Here is a 25,037-nt window from a genome sequence, read left to right on the forward strand (position 1 = left end):
GTCCCGACGGTGGAAACGGGGTCCGCGGGCCCGCGGACCCCGTTGCCTCCGCGGGCTCAGTCCCCGATGAGGCCCACGCGCAGCTGCGCGAGCGTGCGCGTCAGCAGCCGGGAGACGTGCATCTGGGAGATGCCGACCTCCTCGCCGATCTGCGACTGCGTCATGTTCGCGAAGAAGCGCAGCATGATGATCTGCCGTTCCCGGGGCGGGAGTTTGGCGAGCAGCGGCTTCAGGGACTCGCGATACTCGACCCCCTCCAGCGCGGTGTCCTCGTAGCCGAGGCGGTCCGCGAGCGAGCCTTCGCCACCTTCGTCCTCCGGGGAGGGCGAGTCGAGCGAGGAGGCCGTGTAGGCGTTTCCGACGGCGAGGCCGTCGACGACGTCCTCCTCGCTGACCCCGAGCACGGCGGCGAGTTCCGGCACGGTGGGCGAGCGGTCCAGCTTCTGTGCGAGCTCGTCGCTGGCCTTGGTCAGTGCCAGGCGCAGTTCCTGGAGCCGGCGCGGGACGCGCACGGACCAGGAGGTGTCCCTAAAGAATCGTTTGATCTCGCCCACGACGGTCGGCATGGCGAACGTCGGGAATTCCACGCCGCGTTCGCAGTCGAACCGGTCGATGGCCTTGATCAGCCCGATGGTGCCGACCTGGACGATGTCCTCCATCGGCTCGTTGCGGCTGCGGAAGCGGGCGGCGGCGTACCGCACGAGGGGCAGGTTCAGCTCGATCAGGGTGTCGCGTACGTACGCCCGTTCCGGGCTGTCCGCGTCCAGGGTGGCGAGTCGCTGGAAGAGCGAGCGGGAGAGGGTGCGGGTGTCGATGGCTTCCGAGCGTTCGGACACTGCCGGCGGAGCCACGGGCTTTACGAGCGTGAGCACCTTGGAGCTGCCCTGGTCTACGGACATGCCACCCCCTTGAGGTCGCGGACGGTCGCGTGCGGCGCGCCCGTCGGAGGAACGCAGCTTCCACCTGAATACCGGAGGCGGGGCCGCGGCAAACGCGGTTCACGCAGAATGTCACATGTCGGCAACACGCTGTAGCGCCATGTCGACATATAGCTCCGACGACAGAAGGGGGCAGAACGTGATCAGCCCGTTCTGTCGGGAAACAGGTGATTGCTGTACACCCGTTCTGATTACGCTTCGATCCTGTTTGCGGATCGCAGTCGGGCGAAGCTCCGGGCGAGCAGCCGTGAGACGTGCATCTGGGAGACGCCGAGCTCCGCACTGATCTGTGACTGCGTCAGATTGTTGTAGTACCGCAGGAGCAGGATCCGCTGCTCGCGTTCGGGCAGTTGTACGAGGAGGTGGCGGACGAGGTCGCGGTGCTCGACCCCGGCCAGCTCCGGGTCCTCGTAGCCGAGCCGGTCCAGCAGCCCGGGCATGCCGTCGCCCTCCTGGGCGGCCTCCAGCGAGGTCGCGTGGTAGCTGCGCCCGGCCTCGATGCAGGACAGCACCTCGTCCTCGGTGATGCGCAGCCGTTCGGCGATCTCGGCCGTGGTCGGGGTTCGGCCGTGGAGGGTGGTGAGGTCCTCGGTGGCGGCGTTGACCTGCACCCACAGCTCGTGGAGGCGGCGCGGCACGTGGACGGTGCGGACGTTGTCGCGGAAGTAGCGTTTGATCTCGCCCACGACCGTCGGCATCGCGAAGGTCGGGAACTGCACTCCGCGGTCCGGGTCGAAGCGGTCGATGGCGTTGATCAGCCCGATGGTCCCGACCTGGACCACGTCCTCCATCGGCTCGTTGCGGCTGCGGAAGCGGGCGGCCGCGTACCGGACCAGCGGGAGGTTCGCCTCGATCAGGGCCCCGCGGACCCGGGCGTGCTCGCTGCTGCCCGGCTGGAGGTCCTTCAGCTGGCCGAACAGGACCTGGGTGAGGGCCCGGGTGTCCGCGCCCCGGCTCGCGGGTCTCGGGGCCGCAGGGAGCTCCTCGGGCGGCTGCGCCTGACGGGTCCCGGTGCGGGGTTCCTGCTGGGGTGGTACCTGGGGGTCCTGCTGGGGCGGCACTTGAGGCGCAGTACTGGCCGGCACGGTCACGCCACCCCTTCAGTCAATTCATCCGTCAAAAGCGGTCATAGCATCACAAGAGATGTGCACTGTGTGCAAGCACCGTATATCGCCGTGTTGAGGGCAAGTTGGGCATATCGGGGCATTATGCCTGGTGGTGGGTACGTGAAAGCCCCCCACCCGTCGAGTGGGGGGCCGGAAGTCCGGGAACCGCTTCGGCGTACGGGTCAGCGCACCAGTTCGGTTATGAACTCGCCGATGCCCGAGGCGGCATCCGATATCCCCTGGAAGCCTATTCCGACGATCTCGGCGGCTCGCTTCGGTTGGGTGATGATCACGAAGAGGGCGAACACGGTGAGGGCACCCGTGATGAGCTTCCTGGTGTCCACGTGCGGGCGGCCTCCCCAACCGGTCCTTGCGAGTCGGGTGAGTCTAACCGGTCAGGTTTGGGCACTCACCTGTCCTTTAAGGACCAATGACCCGGTTTTCCGGGTCTTTCGCCGGTCGGTCGGCGGTCGTGGCGGCCGCAGGATTGAGGTGAGCCCACCGGTTCTGGCAGGAAACCGGGGGGTGAGGGACAGGGCCCCACTGCGGGGTCCGGGCCGCGGGCTTCCCCCCTGACTGCGGCCCGGGCCGGCGGGCCCGTCCTCGTCGGGGGAAGCGGCTTGTCCCCATGACGCCACTTCCCCCGTCCGAACGCGTCGAAGGCCCCGACCCCGGTCGGGGCCTTCTTCGTGTCCGCCCGCGCGGCCGCGGGCTACTGGATGGCGCCGGCCAGGTCGGTGAGGGGCTGCACCGGGGCGATCACCGGTGCCAGTTGGTTGGGCAGGTCCGCCAGCGCGTTGAGCCCGTTCGCGCCGTCGCCGACCTTTCCGACCACCTCCTGCACGGAGGCGGGCTGGGCCCCCGCGGGCATCCCGGGCGAGGGGATCGGCACGTCCGGAAGGGAGAGGGGGGAGATCGGGGCCGTGTCCGCGGACGCGGCGGGTGCGGCGAGGCCCGCGGCGGCCCCCGCGAGGGCGAAGGCGGCGAGGATGCGCTGGGTCTTGGTCATGCCGTGACAACGGCCGAGGGGGCGGGCGGTCACGCCGCTGTCCTCCGGAGGGCCGATCGGGGGCGCCCCCGCCTGTGTCCCTCCCCGTACGTATTCCGGTCGGCCCGGTGCGTGCGCCCCCCGAGCGGCCCGGAAATACACCGACGGCCTGGAAGTACGCCGAGAGCCCCGACCCTTGCGGGGCGGGGCTCTCGGTCGAAGCGGTAGTGGAGGGATTTGAACCCCCGATGGGTTGCCCCATACTCGCTTTCGAGGCGAGCTCCTTCGGCCACTCGGACACACTACCGAGATGGATCCTAGCCTAAGGAACCCCATCCGCCGAAATCGGTGGGCCCGGCGGTGTCCCGGGGGCGTTTCGGAGGCCGTCAGGAGGCTGTCAGGGGCCGGTGGGGCGAGGCTTCACAGGTCGCGGAAGAAGTCCGTCAGCTGCCGCGCGCACTCGTCGCCCAGCACACCGCGCACCACCTCCGGCCGGTGGTTGAGCCTGCGGTCGCGGACGAGGTCCCACAGCGAGCCGGCGGCTCCGGCCTTCTCGTCGTCCGCGCCGTAGACGACCCGGGCGACGCGTGCCTGAACGAGCGCGCCCGCGCACATCACGCACGGCTCCAGGGTGACCACGAGGGTGCACCCGGGAAGCCGCCATTCCCCGAGCCGGGCGGCGGCCCGGCGCAGCGCCAGGACCTCGGCGTGCGCCGTGGGGTCGCCGCTCGCCTCGCGTTCGTTGTGTCCGGTGGCGAGGATCTCCCCGCCCGGGCCCAGCACGACGGCGCCGACCGGCACGTCGCCGGCCGGCACCGCCCGGGCGGCCTCCTGGAGCGCCAGGCGCATGGAGGTCCGCCACGGGTCCCGTACGGGATCGACGGGATCGGTGGTGTCGGTGCCGAGCACTAGCGGACGGCCTCCAGGACCTCGGTGGCGCCGAGGGACTCGGCGATCTCGGAGAGGGCGTCCCCGTCCAGTGTCATCAGCTGCTTGTTGGTCACCCCGAGGTCGTCCAGCAGCCGGGGGTCGCCGAGCGGACCGGCCGGTGCCGGCTCGGAACCGGCCCCTCGCTCCCCGTCCTCGCCGGTGTCCTCGTCCGTGAACCCGGCGATGGATTCCTCCTCGCCGTCCTCGGTGCCGTCCAGGTCCAGTTCGTCGAGTTCGTCGTCCTCCTCGTCGCTGCCCAGCAGCTCTTTGGTCAGCATCGAGCCGTAGGAGCTGCGGGCGGCCGCGGCGGCGTTCGACACGAAGTACCGCGGGTCCTCCTCGCCGTCCACGCGGACGACGCCGAACCAGGCGTCCTCCTCCTCGATGAGGGCGACCACCGTGTCGTCGTCGACAGCGGCGGAACGGGCGAGATCGATCAGATCACTGAGGGACTCGACGTCGTCGAGTTCCATGTCGCTCGCTTCCCACCCGTCTTCGGTGCGCGCGAGCAGTGCGGCGAAATACACCGTGACTCTCCCACTGGTCTTAGGCGTGCCGGTTGGAGGTCCCCCCGGCCGGAGGTTGGAGCGGAACGGCCGTGCTGCTCGCCGCCCTGCCCCGCCCAATCGGCATCGTGGCAGAAACGGCGGCGTTGCGAGAGGTCTTCCGCGCTTGCGTCGTGCCGCGCCGTTCCGCGCCGCGCCCCGCCGGGCCGTGTGCGGGGCCCCTGTGCCGGGGCGTGCCGGGGTGGCGCAGGCGGCGCCGGTCGCCGGGCGGGTCGCCCGTGTCGGGCCCGGCCCACCCGGGTGATCCGGCCGGGATCACCAGCGGAAAGTGCGCATGCGCATCTGCTGGCGCATACGGGCCGCACGGGCGCGGCGGGGCTGTACGCGATCGCGCAGGGCGCGGGCCTCCATCAGGTCGCGCAGGAACTGCGCGCGGCGCGCTCGGCGCTGCGCCGCGGTCTCCGGAGTGTCGTCGCTCGGCTGCGTGTCGGGCATCGGCCACCACCCTGGGCTGGTCGGTCGTTTCCCCCTGCACCCACCTTCCCCCGGACCGGGGGTTTGATGCCACCCCTGTGCAGGTCAGGCCTCGTCCCTGAGCGTCGGGACGATCGCGACCGGGCCGTGCGCATGGTGGAGTACGGCATGGGCCACCGAGCCGATCTGCAGGGACATGGCGGTGCGCCTGGGGTGGTGGCGGCCGACCACCACCAGGGCCGCCGACCGGGAGGCGTCGACGAGCCGGCCCGCCGGGTCCCCGGGGACGGCGGCCTGCTCGACGGGGACGTCCGGGAAGCGCGCGCGCAGCGGCTCCAACCGCTGCGCCTGCGAGCGGAGCATCTCCCGTTCGGCCGGTACGCCGTCCCCACCGTCGGCGAGTCCCTCCGGCGGGACCACCTCGAAGGGCCGGTCGATCACCAGGGCCGGCGCGGGCGGGACGGCGTAGGCGGAGACCACCTGGACGGTGGTCCCCCGCACGGCCGCCTCCGCGAAGGCGAAGGACAGTACGTCGTCGGGGGTCTCGGCGGCGTGCAGCCCGAGCACCACGCGTCCGGCGGACGCCTCGGAGGCGGCCCCGGCATCGCGCTCGGCGTGCGGGACCACCACCACGGGGCACGGGGCGGTCGAGGCCACCGCCCTGCTGCTCGACCCGAGCAGCAGGCTGGCGAACCCGCCGCGGCCCCGCGAGCCCATCACGAGCATCAGGGCGCCCGCACCGATCACCCGCAGCGCCTCGGGGACGGAGCCCTCCAGGGACTCGTACCGGACCCCGTCCGGCAGCGCGGCGCCCTCGCCGAGCAGGCTCCTGACCCAGTCGTGCACCGGGTCGGGGTACTCCTGCGGTTCGGAGGCGTCGTGCAGGGACGCCCGGCGGCCCGCGTACAACTGGGCGTGATCGGGCAGTACGTGGGCGACGAGAAGCCCGGTACCGTGCCGCAGGGCGGCGCCCCGCGCCCACTGGAGGGCCTTGAGGCTGTGCTCGGACCCGTCGACGGCTGCGATCACCGGTGCGTTGCTCACCCGTCCAGCGTGCTGGGCGTCCGGGCGGGTCGCATCCGCAGGCCGCTGCGGGCGTGGCCGCCGCTTCCGACGCGAAGGGGCCGCGTCAGCGCGTAGCCTTTTGGGTGCAGGTCGCGTCGTGCGGCCGTTTTTGCTGGTCGCAGGCTGAGTTTTGGAGGATGTTGTGCGTTTGCAGGTCGTCGATCACCCCTTGGTGGCGCACAAACTCACCACCCTGCGCGACAAGCGCACCGATTCCGCCACCTTTCGGCGGCTGGCCGATGAGCTGGTGACCCTGCTCGCCTACGAGGCCACCCGTGACGTGCGCACCGAGCAGGCCGACATCGAGACGCCGGTCGCCCCGACCACGGGCGTGAAGCTCTCGGCCCCCCGGCCGCTGATCGTCCCGATCCTGCGGGCGGGCCTGGGCATGCTGGACGGCATGGTGCGGCTGCTGCCGACCGCCGAGGTGGGCTTCATGGGCATGGTCCGCAACGAGGAGACGCTGGAGGCCTCCACATACGCGACCCGCATGCCGGAGGACCTCTCCGGTCGCCAGGTCTACGTCGTGGACCCGATGCTCGCCACCGGCGGCACGCTCGTCGCGGCGATCCAGGAACTGATCAAGCGTGGCGCCGACGACGTCACGGCCGTGGTGCTGCTGGCCGCGCCCGAGGGCGTCGAGGTCATGGAGCGCGACCTGGCGGGCACGCCGGTGACGGTCGTGACGGCCGCGGTGGACGAGCGGCTCAACGAGCACGGCTACATCGTGCCGGGCCTGGGCGACGCCGGTGACCGGATGTACGGCTCGGCGGAGTAGCCGCCCGGGCGGTCCGGCCGCCCCATCGGGGTCGCCGGACCGTGTGCCCGGCGGCTCAGCAGTTCTTGGCGGGCGCGGGCGCGGGGTTGGCCAGGAGGGCCAGCGCCTTGTCCGCGTCCTCCTTCGTGCTGAGCTGTTGGAAGGCGTCGCCCAGGATCAGGTCGACGTCCGCGGTCTCACGGGTGTCGGTCTGCTGGGTGGTGCCGGGGAGCTGGGTGCCGAGCACGGCGAAGACGGCCTTGTCGGTCGTCGGGGAGCCCAGCAGTATCCCGGTCCCGGGGACCTTCTTGTCGAAGTCGGCCGGGGCGTTGCCGACGGTGCCGACGAGGAAGCCGCGTTTGGCCAGTTCGTCACCGACGGCCTTGGCCAGACCCGCCCGCTGGGTCGCGTTGAAGACGTTGACCGTGATCGTGCCGGGCTGGGGGAGTACCACCGCCGGACCTGCGGGTGCGGACGCCGTGGCGGCGGCCGCCGGGGCGCCGCCCTTGGCCGCTGCCTCGGGCGATTTCGTCGGGCAGTCCTTGGCACCGGCAGCCGTGTTCCGCTTGGGCCCGTCGCCGCGGAACACGCCGATGAGCTGCAGTGCCCCGTAGCCGACCAGGGCAAGCGCGAGGGCCGAGCCGAGCACGGCGAGGACGATCCGGCGTCGGCTCCGCTTACGGCTCATGCGGGGGTAGGCGGTCCCCGTGACGCGGTACTTTCCGCCCATGCCGGGGGGAGTGAGCATGCTCATGGGCGCAGCGTAGTGCGACCTGGTGGTGATGCCTACTAAATGATCTGCTGATAGGTCAATGGCGACCCGAAAGGCGCAATCCGCGCGAAGCGTCAGTCCATCTCCAGGACGCGGGCGTGCAGCACCTGACGCTGCTGCAGAGCCGCGCGCACGGCGCGGTGCAGCCCGTCCTCCAGATAGAGGTCGCCCTGCCACTTCACGACATGGGCGAACAGGTCGCCGTAGAAGGTGGAGTCCTCGGCGAGCAGCGTTTCGAGGTCCAGCTGGCCCTTGGTCGTCACGAGCTGGTCGAGCCGGACCGGGCGCGGCGCGACGTCCGCCCACTGCCGGGTGGTTTCCCTGCCGTGGTCGGGGTACGGCCGCCCGCTTCCGATGCGCTTGAAGATCACACGGAAAGCCTACCGGGCCCGTGCCTGCGGGCGCAGCCTCGCAAGGGCGGTGCAAAAGTGACGAAGAGTGCTATTTCGGGAGTGATCCATGGGTGAGAGCATCGACGCCACCACCGCCGCGGACCCGACGGACCCGGCCGGACAGATCGCCGCCGGGTACGCCTTCACCGGACCCGCGCTCGATCTGGGCGCCCTCCTCTGGGACGGCGCGTGCCTGCCCGACCACCGGATCCGCATTCCCCTGTCGATGCTCAACCGGCACGGGCTGGTCGCCGGCGCCACCGGCACCGGCAAGACCAAGACGCTCCAGCTCGTCGCCGAGCAGCTGTCGGCGCACGGGGTCCCCGTCTTCCTCGCCGACGTCAAGGGCGACGTCTCGGGGATCACCGCACCCGGTACGCGCGGCGAGCGGATCGACGAGCGGGCCCGGGACGTGGCCCAGAGCTGGGAGCCCACCGGCTACCCGGGCGAGTTCTACTCGCTGGGCGGGATCGGCCCCGGCATCCCGGTCAGGTCGACCGTCACCGCCTTCGGCCCGGTGCTGTTGGCGAAGGTGCTCCGGCTCAACCAGACCCAGGAGCAATCCCTCGGCCTGATCTTCCACTACGCCGACACCAAGGGCTTGGAGCTGATCGACCTCAAGGACCTGCGCGCGGTCGTCGCCTTCCTCGTGTCCGACCGGGGAAAGGCGGAGCTCAAGGGCATCGGCGGACTGTCCACGGCGACTGCCGGGGTGATCCTGCGGGCGCTGACCGCCTTCGAGGCGCAGGGGGCCGCGGAGTTCTTCGGCGAGCCCGCGTTCGACACGGGCGAGTTCCTGCGCACGGCCGCCGACGGCCGCGGGGTGGTCTCCGTACTGGAACTCCCCGCGGTCCAGGACCGGCCGCAGCTCTTCTCCACCTTCCTGATGTGGCTGCTCGCCGACCTGTACGCCGACCTGCCGGAGGTCGGCGACCTGGACAAGCCCAAGCTCGTCTTCTTCTTCGACGAGGCCCATCTGCTCTTCGGCGGGGCCTCGAAGGCATTCCTGGAGTCGGTCACCCAGACCGTCCGGCTGATCCGCTCCAAGGGCGTCGGCGTCTTCTTCGTGACGCAGACCCCCAAGGACGTGCCGGCCGACGTGCTCGCCCAGCTCGGCAACCGCGTGCAGCACGCCCTGCGCGCCTTCACCCCCGACGACGCCAAGGCGCTGAAGGCGGCCGCGAAGACCTTCCCGTACTCCGCCTACGACCTGGAGAAGCTGCTCACCGGGCTGGGCACCGGCGAGGCCGTGGTCACCGTGCTCGGCGAGAACGGCGCCCCCACCCCGGTCGCGGCGACCCGGCTGCGCGCCCCGCAGTCCCTGATGGCACCGATCGCGGCGGCCGACCTGGAGCAGGCCGCGAAGGCCTCGCCGCTCTGGTCGCGCTACGCCCAGCCGGTCGACCGCGAGTCGGCGTACGAGAGGATCAGCGCCGAACAGGCCGCCGCGGAGGCCCGGGCGGAGGCGGCCGCCGCGGCCGCCGCGGCCGAGAAGGAGTCCGAGGCGGCGCGGAAGGAGGCCGCGAGGGCGGCCGGCCGGGGCGCTCCGAAGGCGGACCGCTCCCCGGCCGAGCAGGTCCTGGGCAGCGGGCTGTTCCGGTCGCTCGCCCGGTCGATCGGAACCCAGCTGGGTCGGGAGATCTCGCGCTCCGTCTTCGGTACGGCGCGCAGGCGTCGATGACGCGGTGACAGACTCGGGGCATGCGGACCGAACTCACCGACACCACGTCCAGCAAGGTCAATCGGGCCCTGCTCGCAGCACGACGGGCGATAGGCAGCCCCACCATGGGGCTGGTGCTGACGCTCGTCGTCGTCACTGACGAGGAGAACGCCTACGACGCCGTACGTGCGGCCTCCGAGGCCTCGCACGAGCACCCGTGCCGCATCATCGCGGTCATCAAGCGGGTCTCGCGCGGCCCGCACAAGCTCCGCGCGAGTCGGGTGGACGCCGAACTCCGGGTCGGGTCGGACGCCGGGGCCGGGGAGCTCGTGGTGCTGCGCCTGCACGGGGCGCTGACCGAGCAGGCCGGATCGGTCGTGCTGCCGCTGCTGGTGCCGGACGCGCCGGTGGTGGCCTGGTGGCCGGCCGATGCCCCCGCCGACCTGGCGCGCGACCCGTTGGGCGCGCTCGCGCAGCGCCGGATCACGGACGCGGCCGCCGCCTTCGACCCGGTGGGCGTGCTCGACGAGCGGGCCGCCGGCTACCAGCCGGGCGACACCGACCTGGCCTGGACCCGGCTCACGCCGTGGCGGGCGCTGCTGGCCGCGGCCCTGGACCAGACTCCGCTGCCGGTGACCGGGGCGGCGGTGGAGAGCGAACCCGACAACGCGAGCGCCGAGCTGCTGGCGCGCTGGTTGGAGGACCGGCTCGGCGTGCCGGTGGACCGGATCGCCACGGACGGCCCCGTCATCACCGGGGTGGTGCTGCACACCACGGGCGGGGACATCCGGGTGGACCGGCCCGCTGGTGCGCTCGCCACCCTGATCCTGCCGGGGAGCCCCGACCGCAGGGTGGCCCTGAAGATCCGCAGCGGCGCCGAACTGATCGCGGAGGAACTGCGCCGCCTCGACGCGGACGTGGTCTACGGCTCCGCGCTGCGGCGGCGGCCGCTCCAGGCGGGGCTCTCGGCATAGTGGTTGTCGTAGGCCGCCGAGCTGTCCTTGATGTCCTGCACGGTGGCCTCGCCCGCGTGGACCCGGCCGAGGAGCCGGTAGTAGTCGAAGCGGCCCATGCCGGGGGTGAAGCCGACGAAGACGCTCGCCGTGTGGCCGGGGGCGGGGGCGAAGGCGTGCTTCACCCCCGGCGGAATCGCGATGAAGTCGCCGGCGCCCAGGGTCTGGACCTCGTCGCCGACGAGGACGTCGAGGCGCCCCGCGGTGACGTGGAAGAACTCGGTGGCCCTGGTGTGGAAGTGCACCGGGGCGCCCGCCGCGCCCTCCTCGAAGGCGGCGGTGTTGCAGGTGAGCTCGGCGGTGTCGGTCAGCAGCGTGATGAGGCTGCCGGGGGCGTCCTGGACGGCCTCGGCGGTGGCGGCGCGGGTCGCGATCTGTGTCATGCCTCCACGCTACGGACCCGACCGACCGGCAGCAGGGGCCAATCGGGACCCCCTGCGGCCGGTCAATCCGGGCCGGTCCCCCGCCCCGGGCCCGGCCGACCCTGACCGGGGCCGGAGCGGTCACGGCGGCCGGGACGGGTCAGGAGCCGCCCTCGGTCTTGGCGGTCTTCGCGGCCTTGGCGGCGGCCTTCATCTCCTGTTTGTGCGCCCGCACCTTGGCCAGGGACTCGGGCCCGGTGATGTCGGCTGCCGAACGGTAGACGTTCGCCCGGCCGTAGCCACCCGCCGCCTCCCGCCATCCCGTCGGCCGCACCCCGAACCGCTTGCCCAGCAAGGCGAGGAAGATCTGCGCCTTCTGCTCCCCGAAGCCCGGCAGCGCCTTGAGCCTCCCCAGCAGCTCCTGCCCCGTCGCCGCGTCGGCCCAAACGGCCTCGGCGTCTCCGCCGTAGTGCTCCACCAGGTACGCGCACAGCTGCTGGATCCGCGTGGCCATCGACCCCGGGTACCGGTGCACGGCGGGCTTCTCCGAGAGCAGGGCGGCGAAGGCCTCCGGGTCGTAGGCGGCGATCGCGTGCGCGTCCAGGTCGTCGGAGCCGAGCCGCTGGGCGATCGTCCAGGGCCCGGAGAACGCCCACTCCATCGGCACCTGCTGGTCCAGCAGCATTCCGACGAGTGCGGCGAGCGGGCTCCGGCCGAGCAGCGCGTCGGCGTCGGGCTGCTGTGCCAGCCGGATGGTGATGTCCTTGTCCATGGCTCCAGCGTCCCGCGCGGGCGCGCTCCCCGCGCGGTCGGCACACCACGCGCCTAGCGTGAGTACGACGACAGCGAGGAACGAGTCGAGGAGTCGATCGATCATGCTTGAGTTCCCCGAAGGCGCGCCGTGCTGGGTGGACGCGATGTTCAGGGACGTGGAGGGTGCCAAGACCTTCTACGCCGACGTGCTCGGCTGGACCTTCGGCGAGTCCAGCAGCGAGTACGGCAACTACACGCAGGCCTACTCGGACGGCAAGGCCGTCGCGGCCGTCGTACCGCCGATGCCCGGGGTGGACGCCTCCTCGCAGTGGTGTCTGTATTTCGCCTCCCCCGACGCGGCGGCCACGGCCGGGAAGGTGACGGAGAACGGCGGCGAGGTCCTGATGGGGCCGATGCAGGTCGGCCCCTTCGGCACGATGCTGATCGCGAAGGAGCCGAGCGGCGCCGTCTTCGGCGTCTGGCAGCCCGGCGACCACCGGGGCTTCGAGAAGGCGGGCGAGGCGGGTTCCTACGCCTGGGCGGAGGTCTTCACCAGGGAGCCGGACAAGCCGGACGCCTTCCTGACGAAGGTCTTCCCGTACAGCGCCCAGCAGATGGACCCCGGCGACGACCCGGAGACGGCCGACATGGACTTCAAGGTCTTCAACGTCGGCGACCCGGGACGGCCGGTGCTGGGCCGGATGAAGATGGGCGACGACTTCCCCCCGGAGGTGCCGCCGTACATCCAGGTCTACTTCGGGGTCCCGGACTGCGACGAGGCGGTGTCGAAGACGCAGAAGCACGGCGGGAAGCTGCACTTCGGGCCGATGGACAGCCCCTTCGGCCGGTTCGCGGCGGTCTCCGACCCGCAGGGCGCCGCCTTCGCTGTGATCGACATGTCGACGACGGTCGGGGAGATGCCGACCTTCGGCTGATCCCGGGCACCGGCCCCGCCGGACGGAACACGGGGGCAGCCCTGCCGGACGGACCCCGGGGGCAGCCCTGCCGATCGGCTGCCCCCGCACACCCGTCAGGGCTGCGGCAGCGTCACCTTCTCGGGGCCGCAGCCGATGCGTTCGGACTCCGCCTCGACGTAGGCGGGCATCAGGGTGCGCAGGGGGGCGAAGCCGGCCTTACCCATCGTGTCCTTCTGCTCCATCATGAAGATCACGTATCCGCTCTGGCAGCGGGCCCGGTACACGGCCCGGGTCACGTTGAGCGATCCGTGCCCGTTGGAGCCCTTGAAGGACGTCCCTCCCTTGAGGACGTCCTGGGAGAAGACGTCCGCCAGCGCCGGGTCCGTGACGGTGGTCAGCCGCAGCACGGCCCTGGGGTAGTCGGGGGCCGACTCGCAGATCCGGGCGGGGGTGCCCGCTCCGCTGATCCGGGTGCGTGCCAGGCTCTCGCGGTACTCCGCCGGGAGGGTGAGTCCCTTGATGCCGCAGAAGGCGTCCGGCCCGGTGTCCTGCCAGGTGACGACCTCCTTCGGCAGGTCGGGCGACCGGTAGGCCCCGGAGCAGCCGAAATCGCGGATGACTCCGTTGGCCGCGTCCACCACGGCGTGGGCCAGCGCGGCGCGGTCCTCCCGCTCGTCTTCGGGCGAGATCTCCAGGCCGGCCGAGCCCATGCCGACATCGACCACGACCGGCCCCTCGAACGCGGACGGCCTGCCGGTGCACGACTGGGGGATCGCCAGCCAGGCGCGGGAGGAGGAAGTCATTCCGGGCAGGCCCTCGCCCAGGGACACCATGCCGGCCGCGAGGAACTCCTCGGGCCACTGCCGAGCGTCGCTTCCGGTCAGTCCGTCCAGCTTGTGCACCCGTACGGTCAGCTGCCTTTTGACCTGATCGCCCTTGTAACTGGTGATGCGGCACTGGCCGTGGACCAGGCCGCGGCCGCGCGAGTCGGGTTGCAGTTTCTGCTCCTCGACCTCGGTCCGGCGGTCACCGAAGAGTGCGGACATCGTCGAGTCGCTCAGCGAGTCCCAGCACGGTGCGGGGCCGAGCAGCGGGAGGGTACCGGTCTGCCAGGCCACCGTGCCGGCACCGAGCAGGGCACCGGCGAGGACGCCGGCCGCCGTCGCGCGTACCGTACGGCTCCGCAGCAGCCGGCGCACCGCCGAGGGCGGGGCGGGCTCCGGGGCGGGGATCCGGTCCGGGCCTCCGACGAAGGCCGCCACCGCCGACGGTGCCGCTGTCGGCGTCGCCGCTGTCGGCGTCGCCGTTCCCTCGTCGCCGGCCGCGGTGTTCTCGTCCGATCCGAGTCCGTTCACGTTCGCGCTCACGCGTTCTCTCCTGCCGTGCATCCGATGCGCCCGCTGACGGACTTGACGAAGTTCGCGAACACCTGCTCGCCGCCGGGGACGGCCCGGCCGGCCAGCCCGGGGCCGATGTTCCCGTAGAACACCGTCGGCCGTCCGTCACAGGTGGCTCGTACGAGGCCGTGGCCGGCGCCCTCCGGAAGCCCGTCGAAGAGGGTCGCCATCCGCGGCTCGGACGCCATCACGAACTGGGCGGCCGGCTCTTCGGGTACGCCGCGCACGCGCGACACCACCGAGCACGTGTGGAGGTGTGCGGCGACCACACCGATCCGCTGGCGGTAGGTGGACTCCTTCCCGAATTCGAAGGTCACCCCGGGAATCCGGCACAGAGGAGTCGAGGCCCCGTCCTCCTCCTCGGCGGTGACCGCCATGGGCGACGTCGAGCGCAGCGGTTTGTCGGGCTTGCACCCCGCCTTCGCCATGGTGGTGTCGGCCGCGTCCAGCAGCATCCGTGCCACATCCATGCGGCTGCCGATGGCGAAGGGCATGGCCTTCTTGCCGAGATGGCCGTCGCCCCAGCCCTCGCTGCGCAGCGTGACCACGGACGGCCTGCCGGACACGTCGCAGGCTTCGGGAAGCACGAGCATGGCCCGGTCGCCGGCGACCAGCCCGCTCAGACCGTCGGGCAGCGGCGAGGCGGAACCGTCGAAGAAGTGGGCCATCCACGCCCGGCGTTCCTCGGCCGCGGCAGGGAGGGGCCCGTATGCCAGGGTGACGCGCTCGTCGAAGTTCAGCGGGTCGTCCGAGTCGTCGTCGGCGACGGACGAGGAGATGGTGACCGTGCAGGTGGCGTTCGGTGCGGTGGCCGAGGGCGGAGCCGACTCCTCGGCCCGCCGCTCGGATTCGGACTTCCCCAGCGCCTTCTCGCCGAGGAAGTCCGGACCGCTGTCCTCCTGCCATGCTCCCCAGCAGTAGCTCGCCCGGAAGGGCCAACTGCCGGTTGCACTGGCACCGTAGAGGCAGGCACCCGCGACGAGCACCGCCGCGCCTGCCGCGATGCCGGCGGCCCTTCGCCGTCCGATACCGATACCGATACCCATGTCATTCCCCCGTGTGAACCGCGTGGATCAGAACAAACGCACTGATGGTAATTTCCGGCGCGGCAGAGCAGTTGAGGGCCCCCGGCCGGCAGCGGTTCGGCGGCGGAGCGCAGGGTGTGGGCTGCCGACCTGCCCGCGGGCCGGCCGGCTCCGTGGGCGAAGAGGCTCAGTGGTCGAAGAGGCTCTTGCGGGCCAACTGCTCCGCCTCCATGGCCGCGATGGCGTCACGGCAGGCGTTGGCGAACTTCCAGAAGTCCGCGTTGGCGGTGGCCGCACGGTTGCTCGCACCGGAGAAGGTGCCGAAGAGGCTCCGGCGGAGCTCCGTGGTCATCTCCAGCTGGCCGCCGCCCTCGCCCGTCAGGGTGCGGTTGCAGATGTTCGCCGGGAGGTCGCCGTTGAGGTCCTCCGGGTCGTTGCCGAGCACCTGGAAGCCGGCGTCGCCCAGCTTCGCGGACAGCAGTTGGCGGAAGCGGGTGTTGAGCCCGCCGACCACGACCGCCTCGGGCCGGCTGGTGGGAGCGCCGGCTTGCGCTGCGGTGCAGCCGTGCAGGCTGAGGACGTTGGCGCTGCCGGCGGCCATGGAACGGGCGACCGGGTCGTCGCAGTGCGAGGCGGTGACGTGCAGCTCACCGTTGTTGGAGGGGCGCATGCCTTCGAGCATCCAGTAGTCGTACACCGGGGCGCCCGCCGTCACGGGGGCGAGCGTGTCGGGCCGGTAGCCCGCTATGCCCAGGCAGAGTTCGGACGTGCCCATCTCGATTCCGCCGCCGTGGATGGCCAGCACGGTGGTCAGATGGGGGCGGGGCGTGGTGGCCTTGTCGTGGTCGGAGACCTCGTGCCGCTTGAAGCGGCGGGCGAAGTCCTCGCCCTCGACCGTCTTCGCGTACAGGTCCGAGTTCGAGTTGTGCGTGTCGCCTCCGGCGGCGGCGGCCGGAGTCGCGGTGAGTCCGGTCAGCAGCGGGCCGCCCGCGGCTGCCGCCACGAGGGAGGTGAGGACGGTCCTGCGACTGGTGTGGGACTGGGACATCGTTGTTCCTTCGGTCTGTGCGGGCCGGTCCGCGGACGGGCACCACGCCGGATCGTTGGCACGGAACCGGGAAGGACCGCATGCCACACGATGGCGTGACCGAAGAGTCGGATCCCCCCATCCGATGGCCCGAACCTTAGCGGCTGTCGGACGGGACGGGCATGCGGGTTATCCGTCCACCAGCCCTCACCTCGCTGGTCGGAGGTGCCTGCGTCCCCTCAGGCGGGCGGCCCGGACCGGGAGTTCGCCGGCAGTGTCCTCGTCATCTCCCGGGAGTTGCGCCAGGCATCGGACGGACCCGGTTCGGCGCGTACCGCGCGGGAACCGCTTCGTGGGGGGTCTGCTTCCGGGCGCGGGGTGCCGTGGAAGACCTGGCTGGTGTGCCAGGAGCGGTGGTGCGCCGCCACGGGGCGGACGCCCGGCTGCGGGCCGATGAGTGGACGGCCCGCGAGCGCTATGACGTGCTCGCGGGCGGCGGGGCTGTGTCCGATGAAGCGCTGCGAGACGAGGATGCGGTGGCCGTCACCGACACCGAGGACGCCCTTGTCGAAGAGCTTGTGGTGCAGCGCGCACAGGCACAGGCCGTTGTCGACCTCGTCGGGGCCGTCGAACGCCCACCAGCGCACGTGCGCGGCCTCCAGCCCGACCGGAACCGTCCCGATCCGCCCGTCGTAGCCGCAGAAGGCGCACTGGTACTCGTAGGCCGTCAGCACCAGCTCCCGCATGCGCCGGTCCCTTTGCCGCCGTGCCGGAGACAGCACTCCGGTCTCCGCCGGCTCCGGCTCCAGGCCGATCGCTTCGCACAGTTCGCCGTGCAGGGAGGGCGGGAAGTGCAGGTCGAGCAGTACGCGCGCCATCCGGCCCAGCAGCGACGGCTCCCGCCGCAGGGCCGCCCGCAGTTCCGGCGCCAGCCGCCCGACCGCCCCGGCCGCCCGCAGCTCCCGCACCGCTGGTCCGGGGCTGCCTGGTCCGCGGTCGGTGCGGACCTCCCACACGCCGTCGCCGGCCAGGTGGTGGAAGGGGTAGGCGGGCGTCGTCCTGTGGGGCGGACCGTACTCGGCCAGCAGCCGCTTCAGGTCCTCCTCCACCGCGCTGTAGAGCAGTCCGCCGTCGGCATCCTGCTGGAACCTGCCGAGGGCATAGAGGAGGAGCAGCGGTTTGTGGGGAGCGCGCGCCCCGCCTCTGGTCCACTGCCTCAGCGTCGCGGTCCGCTCCAGCCAGTCCATGACCGGCGATCGTAGTGGCGCCGCGGCGAGAAGCCCGAGGCGAGCGGGATCGGAGAAGAGCCCGTCACGAGGCCGCGGCGGTGGGGTGGTTGCCGATCGCGGCGTGCACCCGTTGGCCCCGACGCTCGACGCTCCCCAAGGAGCCTGGTGTGCTGCGAGAAATGTCGTGAATATGGCAAGTAAATGAGGCCGAAACTGAGAGCAGGACATGCAGAAGACCCCAGCCGCTAGAGCGGTCCGCCCTGGACGAAGGCGAATGCAACCAGAACTGCAACCACTGCCCGACTACTTGCGGCTCTCCGGGCCGTACCACTGGAGGGGTTGGCCGGTGACCGCGGCGATGCACTCGAAGTCGTGGTCACGGTGCAGGAGGGTGAGGCCCTGCAACTCGGCGGTTGCGGCGACGACGAGATCGACTGCACCAGCGCTGCGGTGCTTGCCCTGTTTCGTGAGGGCCTCCTGTACCTGCCAGGCCCGGTCATAGGCCCGGTCGTCGACCGGGACCCAGCCGAAGATCAGCCGGACGTCCTCGATGCCCCGCGCTCTGTCGGCGGCCGATCGGGCGCTGTAGAAGAACTCCAGCTCCGTGATGGGGCATGTGGCGATCAGGCCGGCTGCTGCTGCCTGGTCCCAGCCGTACTGCTCCGCGTCGCCCCGCAGGAAGCGGGCGAGGGCGCTGGTGTCCATCAGGTAGAGAGCAGCGTTCACCGTCGGTAGTTCCTCTTTTCCTCGAACAGCGTCAGGTCGAACGCGCCTTCGTCGGCCGCGGCGCGCAGGCGGGTCAAGGCCAGCGCGCGCCGCCTGTTCTCCAGTACCTCGCGCAGGGCCGTGTTGACCGTCTCCTTCTTGGTGCTGGTCCCCAGAGCCTTGGCCACGTCCGCGACCAGCTCGTCATCGAGGTCGATCACCGTACGACTCATGGTACACCTCCTTGATATCAAGTATGGAGAAAACTATACCTCTCATAGGTCATCGCTGCGCTGTGTTCTCTTCCTCGTGGCTGCCGGGTGTCCACGGCAGGCTCGGGTGGAGGTTCCGGAGGGGTGAACGGGCCGCACTCTGTCAGGGTGGGGGTGGTGTCGGAATCTGCTCGGTGCGGGAGGGGGCATCCGGATGCTCGTTGGCCGGGCATGAGGTCGCGGCCAGCTGACACCCTCGTGTTCGCGACTCCGTGGGATGCGGCGCCCCTCGTGCCGCGAGCCCTTGTTCGGGCTCGTATCGGCATCGTGTGAGTGAAGCGCTCTCGACTCGGTGCGAGGCGATCGACATGCACCTTATGTCGGATATAAACGCAACCAGAACTGCAACCAGAGCATGCCGAAGATCCGGACCGCATTCGGCGGTCCGGATCTTTGTTTCGCCTGTTCAGGCGACTGCGGAGGATACGAGACTCGAACTCGTGAAGGGTGCCCCCAACACGCTTTCCAAATGTTCGTACGCCCGTCCGGTGGGGGTCGTACCCGTCCTGACCTGCGGCGGAACGTTCGATCCAGACCCGTCCGAACACTCTCGGACGGAGGTGAATGAGACCAGGACTGAGACCAGCCTGCCCCGGCTGCCGGTGATCACTGAGAGACGGACGAAGCCGGTCAGGTGGGTGAGGAATCCCGGCCTTGGAGCGCTTGCCCCGCGATTGCGGCGATCTGTTTGACCTGCTCTCGCAGCTGGACGAGCTCTGCGGTCTGTTGCCGTCCTGCCACGGTCTCGGACAGGGCGGCGATGACGGTTTCCTCGTGGTCGCCGGTGCCGAGCACCTGGGCGGAACGGCGGAGCAGGGCGGCGTTCACGCTGACCGAGTGGTTCGACTCCGGTGCCGACGGGGTGGTGGGCTCAGGGACCTGCCTGGCCTTGCGGAAGGATGCGGATGCTGCCGGAACAGGCGTGGGTTCGGCCGTCGGCGGGGGTTCGAACGCAACAGTGTCGGGGCTGCCGAGCACCGTGACCGCCGGCTTTCGGTAGCAGACGCCTCTCCCCGCCTTGGTCGTGTAGACGACGAGCTCCAGGGTGAGGTCACAGACGGCCGGGCCGTTGACCCGTTCCAGCGTGTCCGTCAGGTCGGAGAGCTGCGCGGCCATCTGCCACGAGTGCGTCATGAAGTGGAATGCGCCGAGCCCGGGTGCCGCTGCGATCCGGAAGGTGATGTCGACGCAGGGCATCGGGCCGCGCCCGTGCCGGGCTGCCAGCTTCCTGTCCTCAAGCAGTGGAGGGCAGCCGCAGGGCTGGCCCTTCTTCTCTTCCGGTGACAGGAACTCCACGCCGTTGCAATCGTGGATGATGCCCGTACGGCCCCGGAGGACCATGTGTGCCGCCACCGCCTCGGGCCCGTTCATGCGAACGCGTACGCTCTCGCGGCTCGTCAGCACTTCGTAGGCAAGACCAGCTCCTCCTGTCCCTTCGTTCGGTTGAGGTTCGCCACCCAGGAGGTGGGCGACACGGGCGGCCACATCAGCATCGTCGGTGGTGACACGCCAGGCATCCAGAGCCTGGGGCAGCCCATCGGATAACCGCCCCGTGTGGAAGCGTCCGGCTCGGGCGGCTGAGCTCTGCGTCATTCGCTTCCTTCGACGGAGGGGACGACAGCTGATCTTCGCCATGCACCAACGACGCGGTGCACGAGACATGTCACGAAACGGGCTACAGGGTGGCGCTCCCCATGGTGTCCAATCCGGCAGTTTCGTTCAGCTGGTTCCAACCAAACGGGCATCGCTGTCGCCGGCAGGCAGCGGCTGCCGCACAGCTGGCGCTGACTCGGCGGATGAGTCCCGTCGAAGCTCGGATTCGGGTCGTTTCCGACCCTCTCCAGGGCCGTCCGGCCTAGGGTGGTCTTCAGGCATGGGCCCGTGGAACACAGCGTGGAGGAGCCGATCATGAGCACTGCCCCGAATCTGCCACTCCCGCCGCGCAGACCCGAGGAGTCCCATCCTCAGTCCCATCCGCTACGGACGATCCGGGAGATCCGGGAGTCTCTGCCCGAGCACCAGCTCGGGCACTTCGATGCCGAGCTGGCCGACACGGACATCGATGCCTTGCCCGACATGCTTCACCGCTGGGCGACGCTGGGTAGCGACGGATTCCTTGAGCGGCTTAGGGCGGCACCCTTCGATGGTCTGGAGTTCGGCCGGCGGTCCTACGACGATGCGGCGGACGGCGAGTGATCTTTCTGCTCGACACCAATGTGGTCGCGGAGATCACCACCCGGCCGAAGCCCGCCCCGGCCGTCGTCGCCTGGGCTCGCTCGGTTCCGTCTCCTGCCCTCTACCTGAGCGTCATCACGGTCGCGGAGATCGAAGCAGGCATTGAGGGAACACCTGATCCGGTGCGGCGTACGGCTTTCGAGCGGGCGCTCACAGACATCCGAGATTCAGTACCGCGACCGGATCGCCGCCGTCGGCGAGCGGGAGGCACTCGCCTACCTCGCTCTTCACCGGAGGCTCAAGAGTGCCGGAACCAGCATCGATCCCCCTGATGCGCTGATCGCCGCCACCGCCCTGGCGAACGGCTGGACGCTGGTGAGCCGCAACATCAAGCATCTGGCGCGATCAGGTGCACTCCTGCTGAACCCTTGGGAGTACGAGGGGTAGATCATCCAGCCTGGAATGTGGCGAACTGTCCGCTTTGCGTCAAATAAATGAGACCAGAACTGAGACCGCGGAACGACGAAGGACCCGGCCGCAGTGCGGTCGGGTCCTTCGTTTGCCCTGGTGGGCGGCTGCGGAGGATACGAGATTCGAACTCGTGAGGGGTTGCCCCCAACACGCTTTCCAAGCGTGCGCCCTAGGCCTCTAGGCGAATCCTCCGCCGCAAACAATACAAGACGTGGAGGGGTGCTCGCGAACGTGATCGTTCGGAGGGGATCCGGCGGGGTCGGCTCGGGGGGTGGGGGCGCGGGCGGGGTCGATAGCGGGGGCGTGGATCCGCTAGGGTGGGGCCCAGCCCCTCACGTGGCGCTATCTCACCCAACTCCCCCAGGGCCGGAAGGCAGCAAGGGTAAGTGGGCTCTGGCGGGTGCGTGGGGGGCGCTTTGCGTTCCGGAGGCCTGCGCGGCGCCGGCGGGCCGCCGCTGTCGGTGGGCCCGGATAACCTCGTAGACGTGTCGTCCCTTGCGCTGTACCGCCGCTACCGCCCGGAATCGTTCGCCGAGGTCATCGGTCAGGAGCATGTCACCGCGCCCCTGATGCAGGCCCTGCGGAACAACCGGGTCAATCACGCGTACCTGTTCAGCGGGCCGCGCGGGTGTGGAAAGACCACCAGCGCGCGCATCCTCGCCCGGTGCCTGAACTGTGAGCAGGGCCCCACCCCTACCCCCTGCGGGGAGTGCCAGTCCTGCCGCGACCTCGCCAGGAACGGCCCGGGGTCCATCGACGTCATCGAGATCGACGCCGCCTCGCACGGTGGCGTGGACGACGCCCGCGACCTGCGTGAGAAGGCCTTCTTCGGGCCCGCGTCCAGTCGCTACAAGATCTACATCATCGACGAGGCCCACATGGTGACCTCGGCGGGCTTCAACGCCCTGCTGAAGGTGGTCGAGGAGCCGCCGGAGCACCTCAAGTTCATCTTCGCCACCACCGAGCCGGAGAAGGTGATCGGGACCATCCGGTCCAGGACCCACCACTACCCGTTCCGTCTCGTGCCGCCCGGCACCCTCCGGGAGTACCTGGGTGAGGTCTGCGGCCGTGAGGGCGCTCGGGTCGAGGACGGCGTGCTGCCGCTCGTCGTGCGCGCCGGCGCCGGGTCCGTGCGTGACTCGATGTCCGTCATGGACCAGCTCCTCGCCGGCGCGGGCGAGGAGGGTGTGACATACGCCATGGCCACCTCGCTTCTCGGCTACACCGAGGGCTCGCTCCTCGACTCCGTCGTCGACGCCTTCGCGTCCGGGGACGGCGCGGCCGCGTTCGAGGTCGTCGACCGGGTCGTCGAGGGCGGGAACGACCCGCGCCGCTTCGTCGCCGACCTGTTGGAGCGGTTGCGTGACCTGGTCATCCTCGCCGCCGTGCCCGACGCCGGGGAGAAGGGGCTGATCGACGCCCCCGCCGATGTCGTGGAGCGGATGCAGGCCCAGGCGTCCGTGTTCGGTGCCGCCGAGCTCTCGCGCGCCGCGGACCTGGTCAACGCGGGCCTCACCGAGATGCGAGGCGCGACCTCGCCGCGGCTGCAGTTGGAGCTGATCTGCGCCCGGGTGCTGCTTCCCGCCGCCTTCGACGACGAGCGGTCCTTCCAAGCCCGCCTGGACCGCCTGGAGCGCGGCGGGGCCGCCGCCTTCGCCGCCGGGCCGCCCGCCATGGGCTACGTACCCGGGCCCGAGGCGCATGCCATGGCCCCGGCCGGTCCGGGCGGGGGTCCCGCGGCCGCCCGGGCCGCCGCCCGGACCCCGGCCGCGGCTCCGGCTCAGGCCCCTGCCCCTGCCCCTGCCCCTGCTCCGGCTCCGGCTCCGGCCCAGGCACCCGCCCCCGTTCCGGCTCCCGCCCCGGTACACCAGGAGGCCGCGCCGCCCACCCCGTCCGCCGCTCCCGCGCAGCCCGCCCCCGGGGCGTGGCCCGGAGCCGCGCAGCCCGGGAGCGGAGCCCCGGCCGCCCGGCCCGCCGCCGCGGCTCCCGCCCCCGGCGCCTGGCCGAGCGCGGCCGCGGCCGGCCAGGGCGCGCCCGCACCTGGTCACGTTCCGGCCGCCCCGGCGCCCGCACCCGCCGCCGCGGCGCCCGCCGCGCCCGTCCCCTCCCCCGGCATGGCCGCCGGTGCCGGACAGGTCCAGGCGATGTGGCCCGCCGTCCTGGACGCCGTAAAGAACCGCCGTCGCTTCACCTGGATCCTGCTCAGCCAGAACGCCCAGGTCACCGGCTTCGACGGGACCACACTTCAGCTGGGATTCCCCAATGCCGGAGCCCGCGACAACTTCGCCAGCAGCGGCAGCGAGGACGTGCTCAAGGCGGTCCTGGCCGAGCAGTTCCAGGTCAACTGGAAGATCGACGCCGTCGTGGGCGGCGGCCCGGCCCCGGTGTCCGCCCCCGGCCAGTCGTACGGCGGGCCGCCCGCGCCCGCCCCGGCGTACAGCCCGCCCCCGCCCCCGCCGCAGCAGGTCCCCGCTCCTCAGGCCCCGGCCGCGCAGCCTCAGCAGCCGTCCCAGCAGCCTCACCAGCCGCAGCAGCCTCAGCAGTCCGCCGCCCCGTCGCCGCCCCCGGCCGCGCAGCCGCCCGCGCCGGTCGCTCCCGAGGACGACTTCGCCGAGGACGACGACCCCGACCTCGTCGAGAGCGCGCTGACCGGACACGACCTGATCGTGCGGGAGCTCGGAGCCACGGTTGTGGAGGAATACACAAACGAATAGGACGTCTCGGTTGGGTGGCCGCACGAAGGCGTCGCCGCCGTCCGGGCTAGGCTGAGCGGCGTGAAGGTCCTCGTCATCGGCGGCGGCGCCCGCGAACACGCCCTGTGCCGCTCTCTGTCCCTCGACCCCGACGTCTCCGCGCTGTACTGCGCTCCCGGCAACGCCGGCATCGCCGAGGTGGCCGAGCTCCGCCCGGTCGACGCCCTCGACGGCGAAGCCGTCGCCGCTCTCGCGACCGAACTCGGCGCCGACCTGGTCGTCGTGGGCCCGGAGGCCCCGTTGGTCGCCGGGGTCGCCGACGCCGTGCGCGCCGTCGGCATCCCCGTCTTCGGCCCGTCCGCCGAGGCGGCGCAGCTCGAAGGCTCCAAGGCCTTCGCCAAGGACGTGATGGCGGCGGCCGGGGTCCCGACCGCACGCAGCTACGTCTGCACCACCCCGGAGGAGGTGGACGCGGCCCTCGACGCCTTCGGCGCCCCCTACGTGGTCAAGGACGACGGTCTGGCGGCCGGCAAGGGTGTGGTGGTCACCGAGGACCGGCACGCGGCCCGCGCGCACGCCCTCGCCTGCGACCGGGTGGTCATCGAGGAGTACCTCGACGGCCCCGAGGTCTCCCTCTTCGCCATCACCGACGGCGTTACCGTCGTCCCGCTCCAGCCCGCCCAGGACTTCAAGCGCGCCCTGGACGGCGACCAGGGCCCCAACACCGGCGGCATGGGTGCCTACTCGCCGCTGCCCTGGGCCGACCCGAAGCTGGTCGACGAGGTCATGGAGCTCGTGCTCCAGCCGACCGTCGACGAACTGCGCCGCCGCGGCACCCCCTTCTCGGGACTGCTCTACGCCGGCCTCGCGATCACCGGCCGCGGCACCCGGGTCATCGAGTTCAACGCCCGTTTCGGCGACCCCGAGACCCAGGTGGTGCTGGCCCGGCTGCGCACCCCGCTCGCGAGCGTGCTCCTGAACGCCGCCAGCGGCACGCTGGCCGACGAGCCGCCGCTCGTGTGGCGCGAGGACGCCGCCGTCACGGTCGTCATCGCCTCCCACAACTACCCCGGCACCCCCCGCACCGGGGACCCGATCGAGGGCCTGGCCGAGGTGGCGGCCGAGGACGCGCCCGACGCTTACGTGCTGCACGCCGGAACCCGCAGCGAGGGCGACGCCGTCGTCAGCGCGGGGGGTCGCGTGCTCTCGGTGACGGCGACCGGTTCCGATCTGGCGCAGGCGCGCGAGAAGGCGTATAAGGCGGTCGCGCGCATCCGCCTGGACGGCTCGCAGCACCGTACCGACATCGCCGCCAAGGCGGCCGGGCTCGGCTGACCAGCGGCTCCGCAGACCCGCGGGCCCGGTGCGCATCTCACGCGCCCGGGCCCGCGGGCGTGTTCGCGTGCGACT

The 25,037-nt window shown here is 71.4% G+C and carries 27 protein-coding genes, 2 tRNA genes and 1 other RNA gene; 9 read left to right on the forward strand and 21 right to left on the reverse strand.

The annotated features are described in order from the left end of the window. Window positions 1-56: 56 nt before the first annotated feature. The 9 genes from ACFW2G_RS28470 to ACFW2G_RS28510 all read right to left on the reverse strand — a co-directional run bounded on the left by ACFW2G_RS28470 (window position 57) and on the right by ACFW2G_RS28510 (window position 5,986). On the reverse strand, window positions 57-899 hold the full coding sequence (locus ACFW2G_RS28470) for an RNA polymerase sigma factor SigF (RefSeq protein ID WP_037920144.1): 843 nt from the start codon (window positions 897-899) through the stop codon (window positions 57-59). 230 nt (window positions 900-1,129) lie between these two features. Beyond that, window positions 1,130-1,999: an RNA polymerase sigma factor SigF gene (locus ACFW2G_RS28475; RefSeq protein ID WP_370466498.1), complete on the reverse strand. Its 870-nt coding sequence runs from the start codon at window positions 1,997-1,999 to the stop codon at window positions 1,130-1,132. Window positions 2,000-2,226: 227 nt separating this feature from the next. Beyond that, window positions 2,227-2,388 (reverse strand): hypothetical protein, encoded by a 162-nt coding sequence (locus ACFW2G_RS28480; RefSeq protein ID WP_172671302.1) that lies wholly within the window; start codon window positions 2,386-2,388, stop codon window positions 2,227-2,229. A gap of 368 nt (window positions 2,389-2,756) precedes the next feature. Beyond that, a complete protein-coding gene (locus ACFW2G_RS28485) occupies window positions 2,757-3,086 on the reverse strand; it encodes a hypothetical protein (protein WP_037920143.1) in 330 nt (109 codons plus the stop codon). Window positions 3,087-3,254: 168 nt separating this feature from the next. Beyond that, window positions 3,255-3,339: transfer RNA gene (locus tag ACFW2G_RS28490), tRNA-Ser, on the reverse strand. 113 nt (window positions 3,340-3,452) lie between these two features. Further along, a complete protein-coding gene (gene tadA, locus ACFW2G_RS28495) occupies window positions 3,453-3,881 on the reverse strand; it encodes a tRNA adenosine(34) deaminase TadA (protein WP_052030466.1) in 429 nt (142 codons plus the stop codon). 59 nt (window positions 3,882-3,940) lie between these two features. Continuing rightward, window positions 3,941-4,489 (reverse strand): hypothetical protein, encoded by a 549-nt coding sequence (locus ACFW2G_RS28500; protein WP_037920141.1) that lies wholly within the window; start codon window positions 4,487-4,489, stop codon window positions 3,941-3,943. 294 nt (window positions 4,490-4,783) lie between these two features. Then, entirely contained in the window at window positions 4,784-4,963 is a 180-nt protein-coding gene (locus ACFW2G_RS28505; protein WP_030647083.1) for a hypothetical protein, read from the reverse strand. Between the two features lie 84 nt (window positions 4,964-5,047). Continuing rightward, on the reverse strand, window positions 5,048-5,986 hold the full coding sequence (locus ACFW2G_RS28510) for a universal stress protein (protein ID WP_384580945.1): 939 nt from the start codon (window positions 5,984-5,986) through the stop codon (window positions 5,048-5,050). Window positions 5,987-6,149: 163 nt separating this feature from the next. Here ACFW2G_RS28510 and upp point away from each other — a divergent pair, with 163 nt between their 5' ends. Then, a complete protein-coding gene (gene upp, locus ACFW2G_RS28515) occupies window positions 6,150-6,785 on the forward strand; it encodes a uracil phosphoribosyltransferase (RefSeq protein WP_030647077.1) in 636 nt (211 codons plus the stop codon). Between the two features lie 55 nt (window positions 6,786-6,840). Here the strand turns inward: upp and ACFW2G_RS28520 are convergent, their stop codons facing one another. After that, window positions 6,841-7,518: a LytR C-terminal domain-containing protein gene (locus ACFW2G_RS28520; RefSeq protein ID WP_078556246.1), complete on the reverse strand. Its 678-nt coding sequence runs from the start codon at window positions 7,516-7,518 to the stop codon at window positions 6,841-6,843. A gap of 92 nt (window positions 7,519-7,610) precedes the next feature. Continuing rightward, entirely contained in the window at window positions 7,611-7,907 is a 297-nt protein-coding gene (locus ACFW2G_RS28525) for a type II toxin-antitoxin system VapB family antitoxin (RefSeq protein ID WP_008740979.1), read from the reverse strand. An 88-nt stretch (window positions 7,908-7,995) separates the two neighbouring features. On the opposite strand from ACFW2G_RS28525, the gene ACFW2G_RS28530 reads away from it, so the two are divergent. Together ACFW2G_RS28530 and opcA are read left to right on the forward strand one after the other, a co-directional pair. After that, window positions 7,996-9,609, forward strand: a complete 1,614-nt coding sequence (locus ACFW2G_RS28530; protein ID WP_384445737.1) for a helicase HerA-like domain-containing protein — start codon at window positions 7,996-7,998, stop codon at window positions 9,607-9,609. A gap of 20 nt (window positions 9,610-9,629) precedes the next feature. Further along, a complete protein-coding gene (opcA, locus tag ACFW2G_RS28535) occupies window positions 9,630-10,562 on the forward strand; it encodes a glucose-6-phosphate dehydrogenase assembly protein OpcA (RefSeq protein WP_037920134.1) in 933 nt (310 codons plus the stop codon). On the opposite strand, the gene ACFW2G_RS28540 is transcribed toward opcA, so the two are convergent. Further along, the gene (locus ACFW2G_RS28540; RefSeq protein WP_037920132.1) at window positions 10,511-10,984 is read right to left on the reverse strand and encodes a cupin domain-containing protein; all 474 of its coding nucleotides are present in this window, start codon (window positions 10,982-10,984) and stop codon (window positions 10,511-10,513) included. The genes opcA and ACFW2G_RS28540 overlap by 52 nt on opposite strands. 139 nt (window positions 10,985-11,123) lie before the next feature. After that, entirely contained in the window at window positions 11,124-11,735 is a 612-nt protein-coding gene (locus tag ACFW2G_RS28545) for an HhH-GPD-type base excision DNA repair protein (RefSeq protein WP_384445734.1), read from the reverse strand. A gap of 103 nt (window positions 11,736-11,838) precedes the next feature. On the opposite strand from ACFW2G_RS28545, the gene ACFW2G_RS28550 reads away from it, so the two are divergent. Then, a complete protein-coding gene (locus tag ACFW2G_RS28550) occupies window positions 11,839-12,651 on the forward strand; it encodes a VOC family protein (RefSeq protein WP_384580943.1) in 813 nt (270 codons plus the stop codon). A 95-nt stretch (window positions 12,652-12,746) separates the two neighbouring features. Here ACFW2G_RS28550 and ACFW2G_RS28555 read toward each other — a convergent pair whose 3' ends face one another. The 7 genes from ACFW2G_RS28555 to ACFW2G_RS28585 form a co-directional block, all read right to left on the reverse strand. Further along, the gene (locus ACFW2G_RS28555; protein ID WP_384445730.1) at window positions 12,747-14,000 is read right to left on the reverse strand and encodes a hypothetical protein; all 1,254 of its coding nucleotides are present in this window, start codon (window positions 13,998-14,000) and stop codon (window positions 12,747-12,749) included. Continuing rightward, a complete protein-coding gene (locus tag ACFW2G_RS28560; RefSeq protein WP_384445728.1) occupies window positions 13,997-15,076 on the reverse strand; it encodes a hypothetical protein in 1,080 nt (359 codons plus the stop codon). Before ACFW2G_RS28560 ends, ACFW2G_RS28555 begins: the two co-directional genes overlap by 4 nt. Window positions 15,077-15,242: 166 nt before the next feature. Beyond that, on the reverse strand, window positions 15,243-16,103 hold the full coding sequence (locus ACFW2G_RS28565) for a poly-gamma-glutamate hydrolase family protein (protein WP_384580941.1): 861 nt from the start codon (window positions 16,101-16,103) through the stop codon (window positions 15,243-15,245). 218 nt (window positions 16,104-16,321) lie between these two features. After that, the gene (locus ACFW2G_RS28570; RefSeq protein ID WP_384580939.1) at window positions 16,322-17,329 is read right to left on the reverse strand and encodes a phosphorothioated DNA-binding restriction endonuclease; all 1,008 of its coding nucleotides are present in this window, start codon (window positions 17,327-17,329) and stop codon (window positions 16,322-16,324) included. 285 nt (window positions 17,330-17,614) lie between these two features. Beyond that, window positions 17,615-18,037 (reverse strand): PIN domain nuclease, encoded by a 423-nt coding sequence (locus ACFW2G_RS28575; RefSeq protein ID WP_037920123.1) that lies wholly within the window; start codon window positions 18,035-18,037, stop codon window positions 17,615-17,617. After that, on the reverse strand, window positions 18,034-18,249 hold the full coding sequence (locus ACFW2G_RS28580) for a type II toxin-antitoxin system VapB family antitoxin (protein WP_037920122.1): 216 nt from the start codon (window positions 18,247-18,249) through the stop codon (window positions 18,034-18,036). Before ACFW2G_RS28580 ends, ACFW2G_RS28575 begins: the two co-directional genes overlap by 4 nt. Before the next feature lie 669 nt (window positions 18,250-18,918). Continuing rightward, window positions 18,919-19,881, reverse strand: a complete 963-nt coding sequence (locus ACFW2G_RS28585; protein WP_384580937.1) for a hypothetical protein — start codon at window positions 19,879-19,881, stop codon at window positions 18,919-18,921. A gap of 315 nt (window positions 19,882-20,196) precedes the next feature. On the opposite strand from ACFW2G_RS28585, the gene ACFW2G_RS28590 reads away from it, so the two are divergent. Then, window positions 20,197-20,484, forward strand: coding sequence for a hypothetical protein (locus ACFW2G_RS28590; protein WP_384580935.1), 288 nt, complete (start codon window positions 20,197-20,199; stop codon window positions 20,482-20,484). Window positions 20,485-20,625: 141 nt separating this feature from the next. Next, entirely contained in the window at window positions 20,626-20,910 is a 285-nt protein-coding gene (locus ACFW2G_RS28595; protein WP_236647589.1) for a PIN domain-containing protein, read from the forward strand. Window positions 20,911-21,041: 131 nt separating this feature from the next. On the opposite strand, the gene ACFW2G_RS28600 is transcribed toward ACFW2G_RS28595, so the two are convergent. Then, window positions 21,042-21,126: transfer RNA gene (locus ACFW2G_RS28600), tRNA-Ser, on the reverse strand. A gap of 131 nt (window positions 21,127-21,257) precedes the next feature. Between ACFW2G_RS28600 and ffs the strand changes: the two genes are divergently transcribed. The 3 genes from ffs to purD all read left to right on the forward strand — a co-directional run bounded on the left by ffs (window position 21,258) and on the right by purD (window position 24,962). Next, an RNA gene (ffs, locus tag ACFW2G_RS28605) (signal recognition particle sRNA small type) lies at window positions 21,258-21,356 on the forward strand. Between the two features lie 63 nt (window positions 21,357-21,419). Beyond that, the gene (locus tag ACFW2G_RS28610) at window positions 21,420-23,648 is read left to right on the forward strand and encodes a DNA polymerase III subunit gamma and tau (protein WP_384580932.1); all 2,229 of its coding nucleotides are present in this window, start codon (window positions 21,420-21,422) and stop codon (window positions 23,646-23,648) included. A 60-nt stretch (window positions 23,649-23,708) separates the two neighbouring features. Beyond that, window positions 23,709-24,962, forward strand: a complete 1,254-nt coding sequence (purD, locus tag ACFW2G_RS28615) for a phosphoribosylamine--glycine ligase (RefSeq protein WP_384445680.1) — start codon at window positions 23,709-23,711, stop codon at window positions 24,960-24,962. The last annotated feature ends 75 nt before the right edge of the window (window positions 24,963-25,037 follow it).

It is taken from the genome of Streptomyces sp. NPDC058880, assembly GCF_042742535.1.
Classification (GTDB): Bacteria; Actinomycetota; Actinomycetes; order Streptomycetales; family Streptomycetaceae; genus Streptomyces.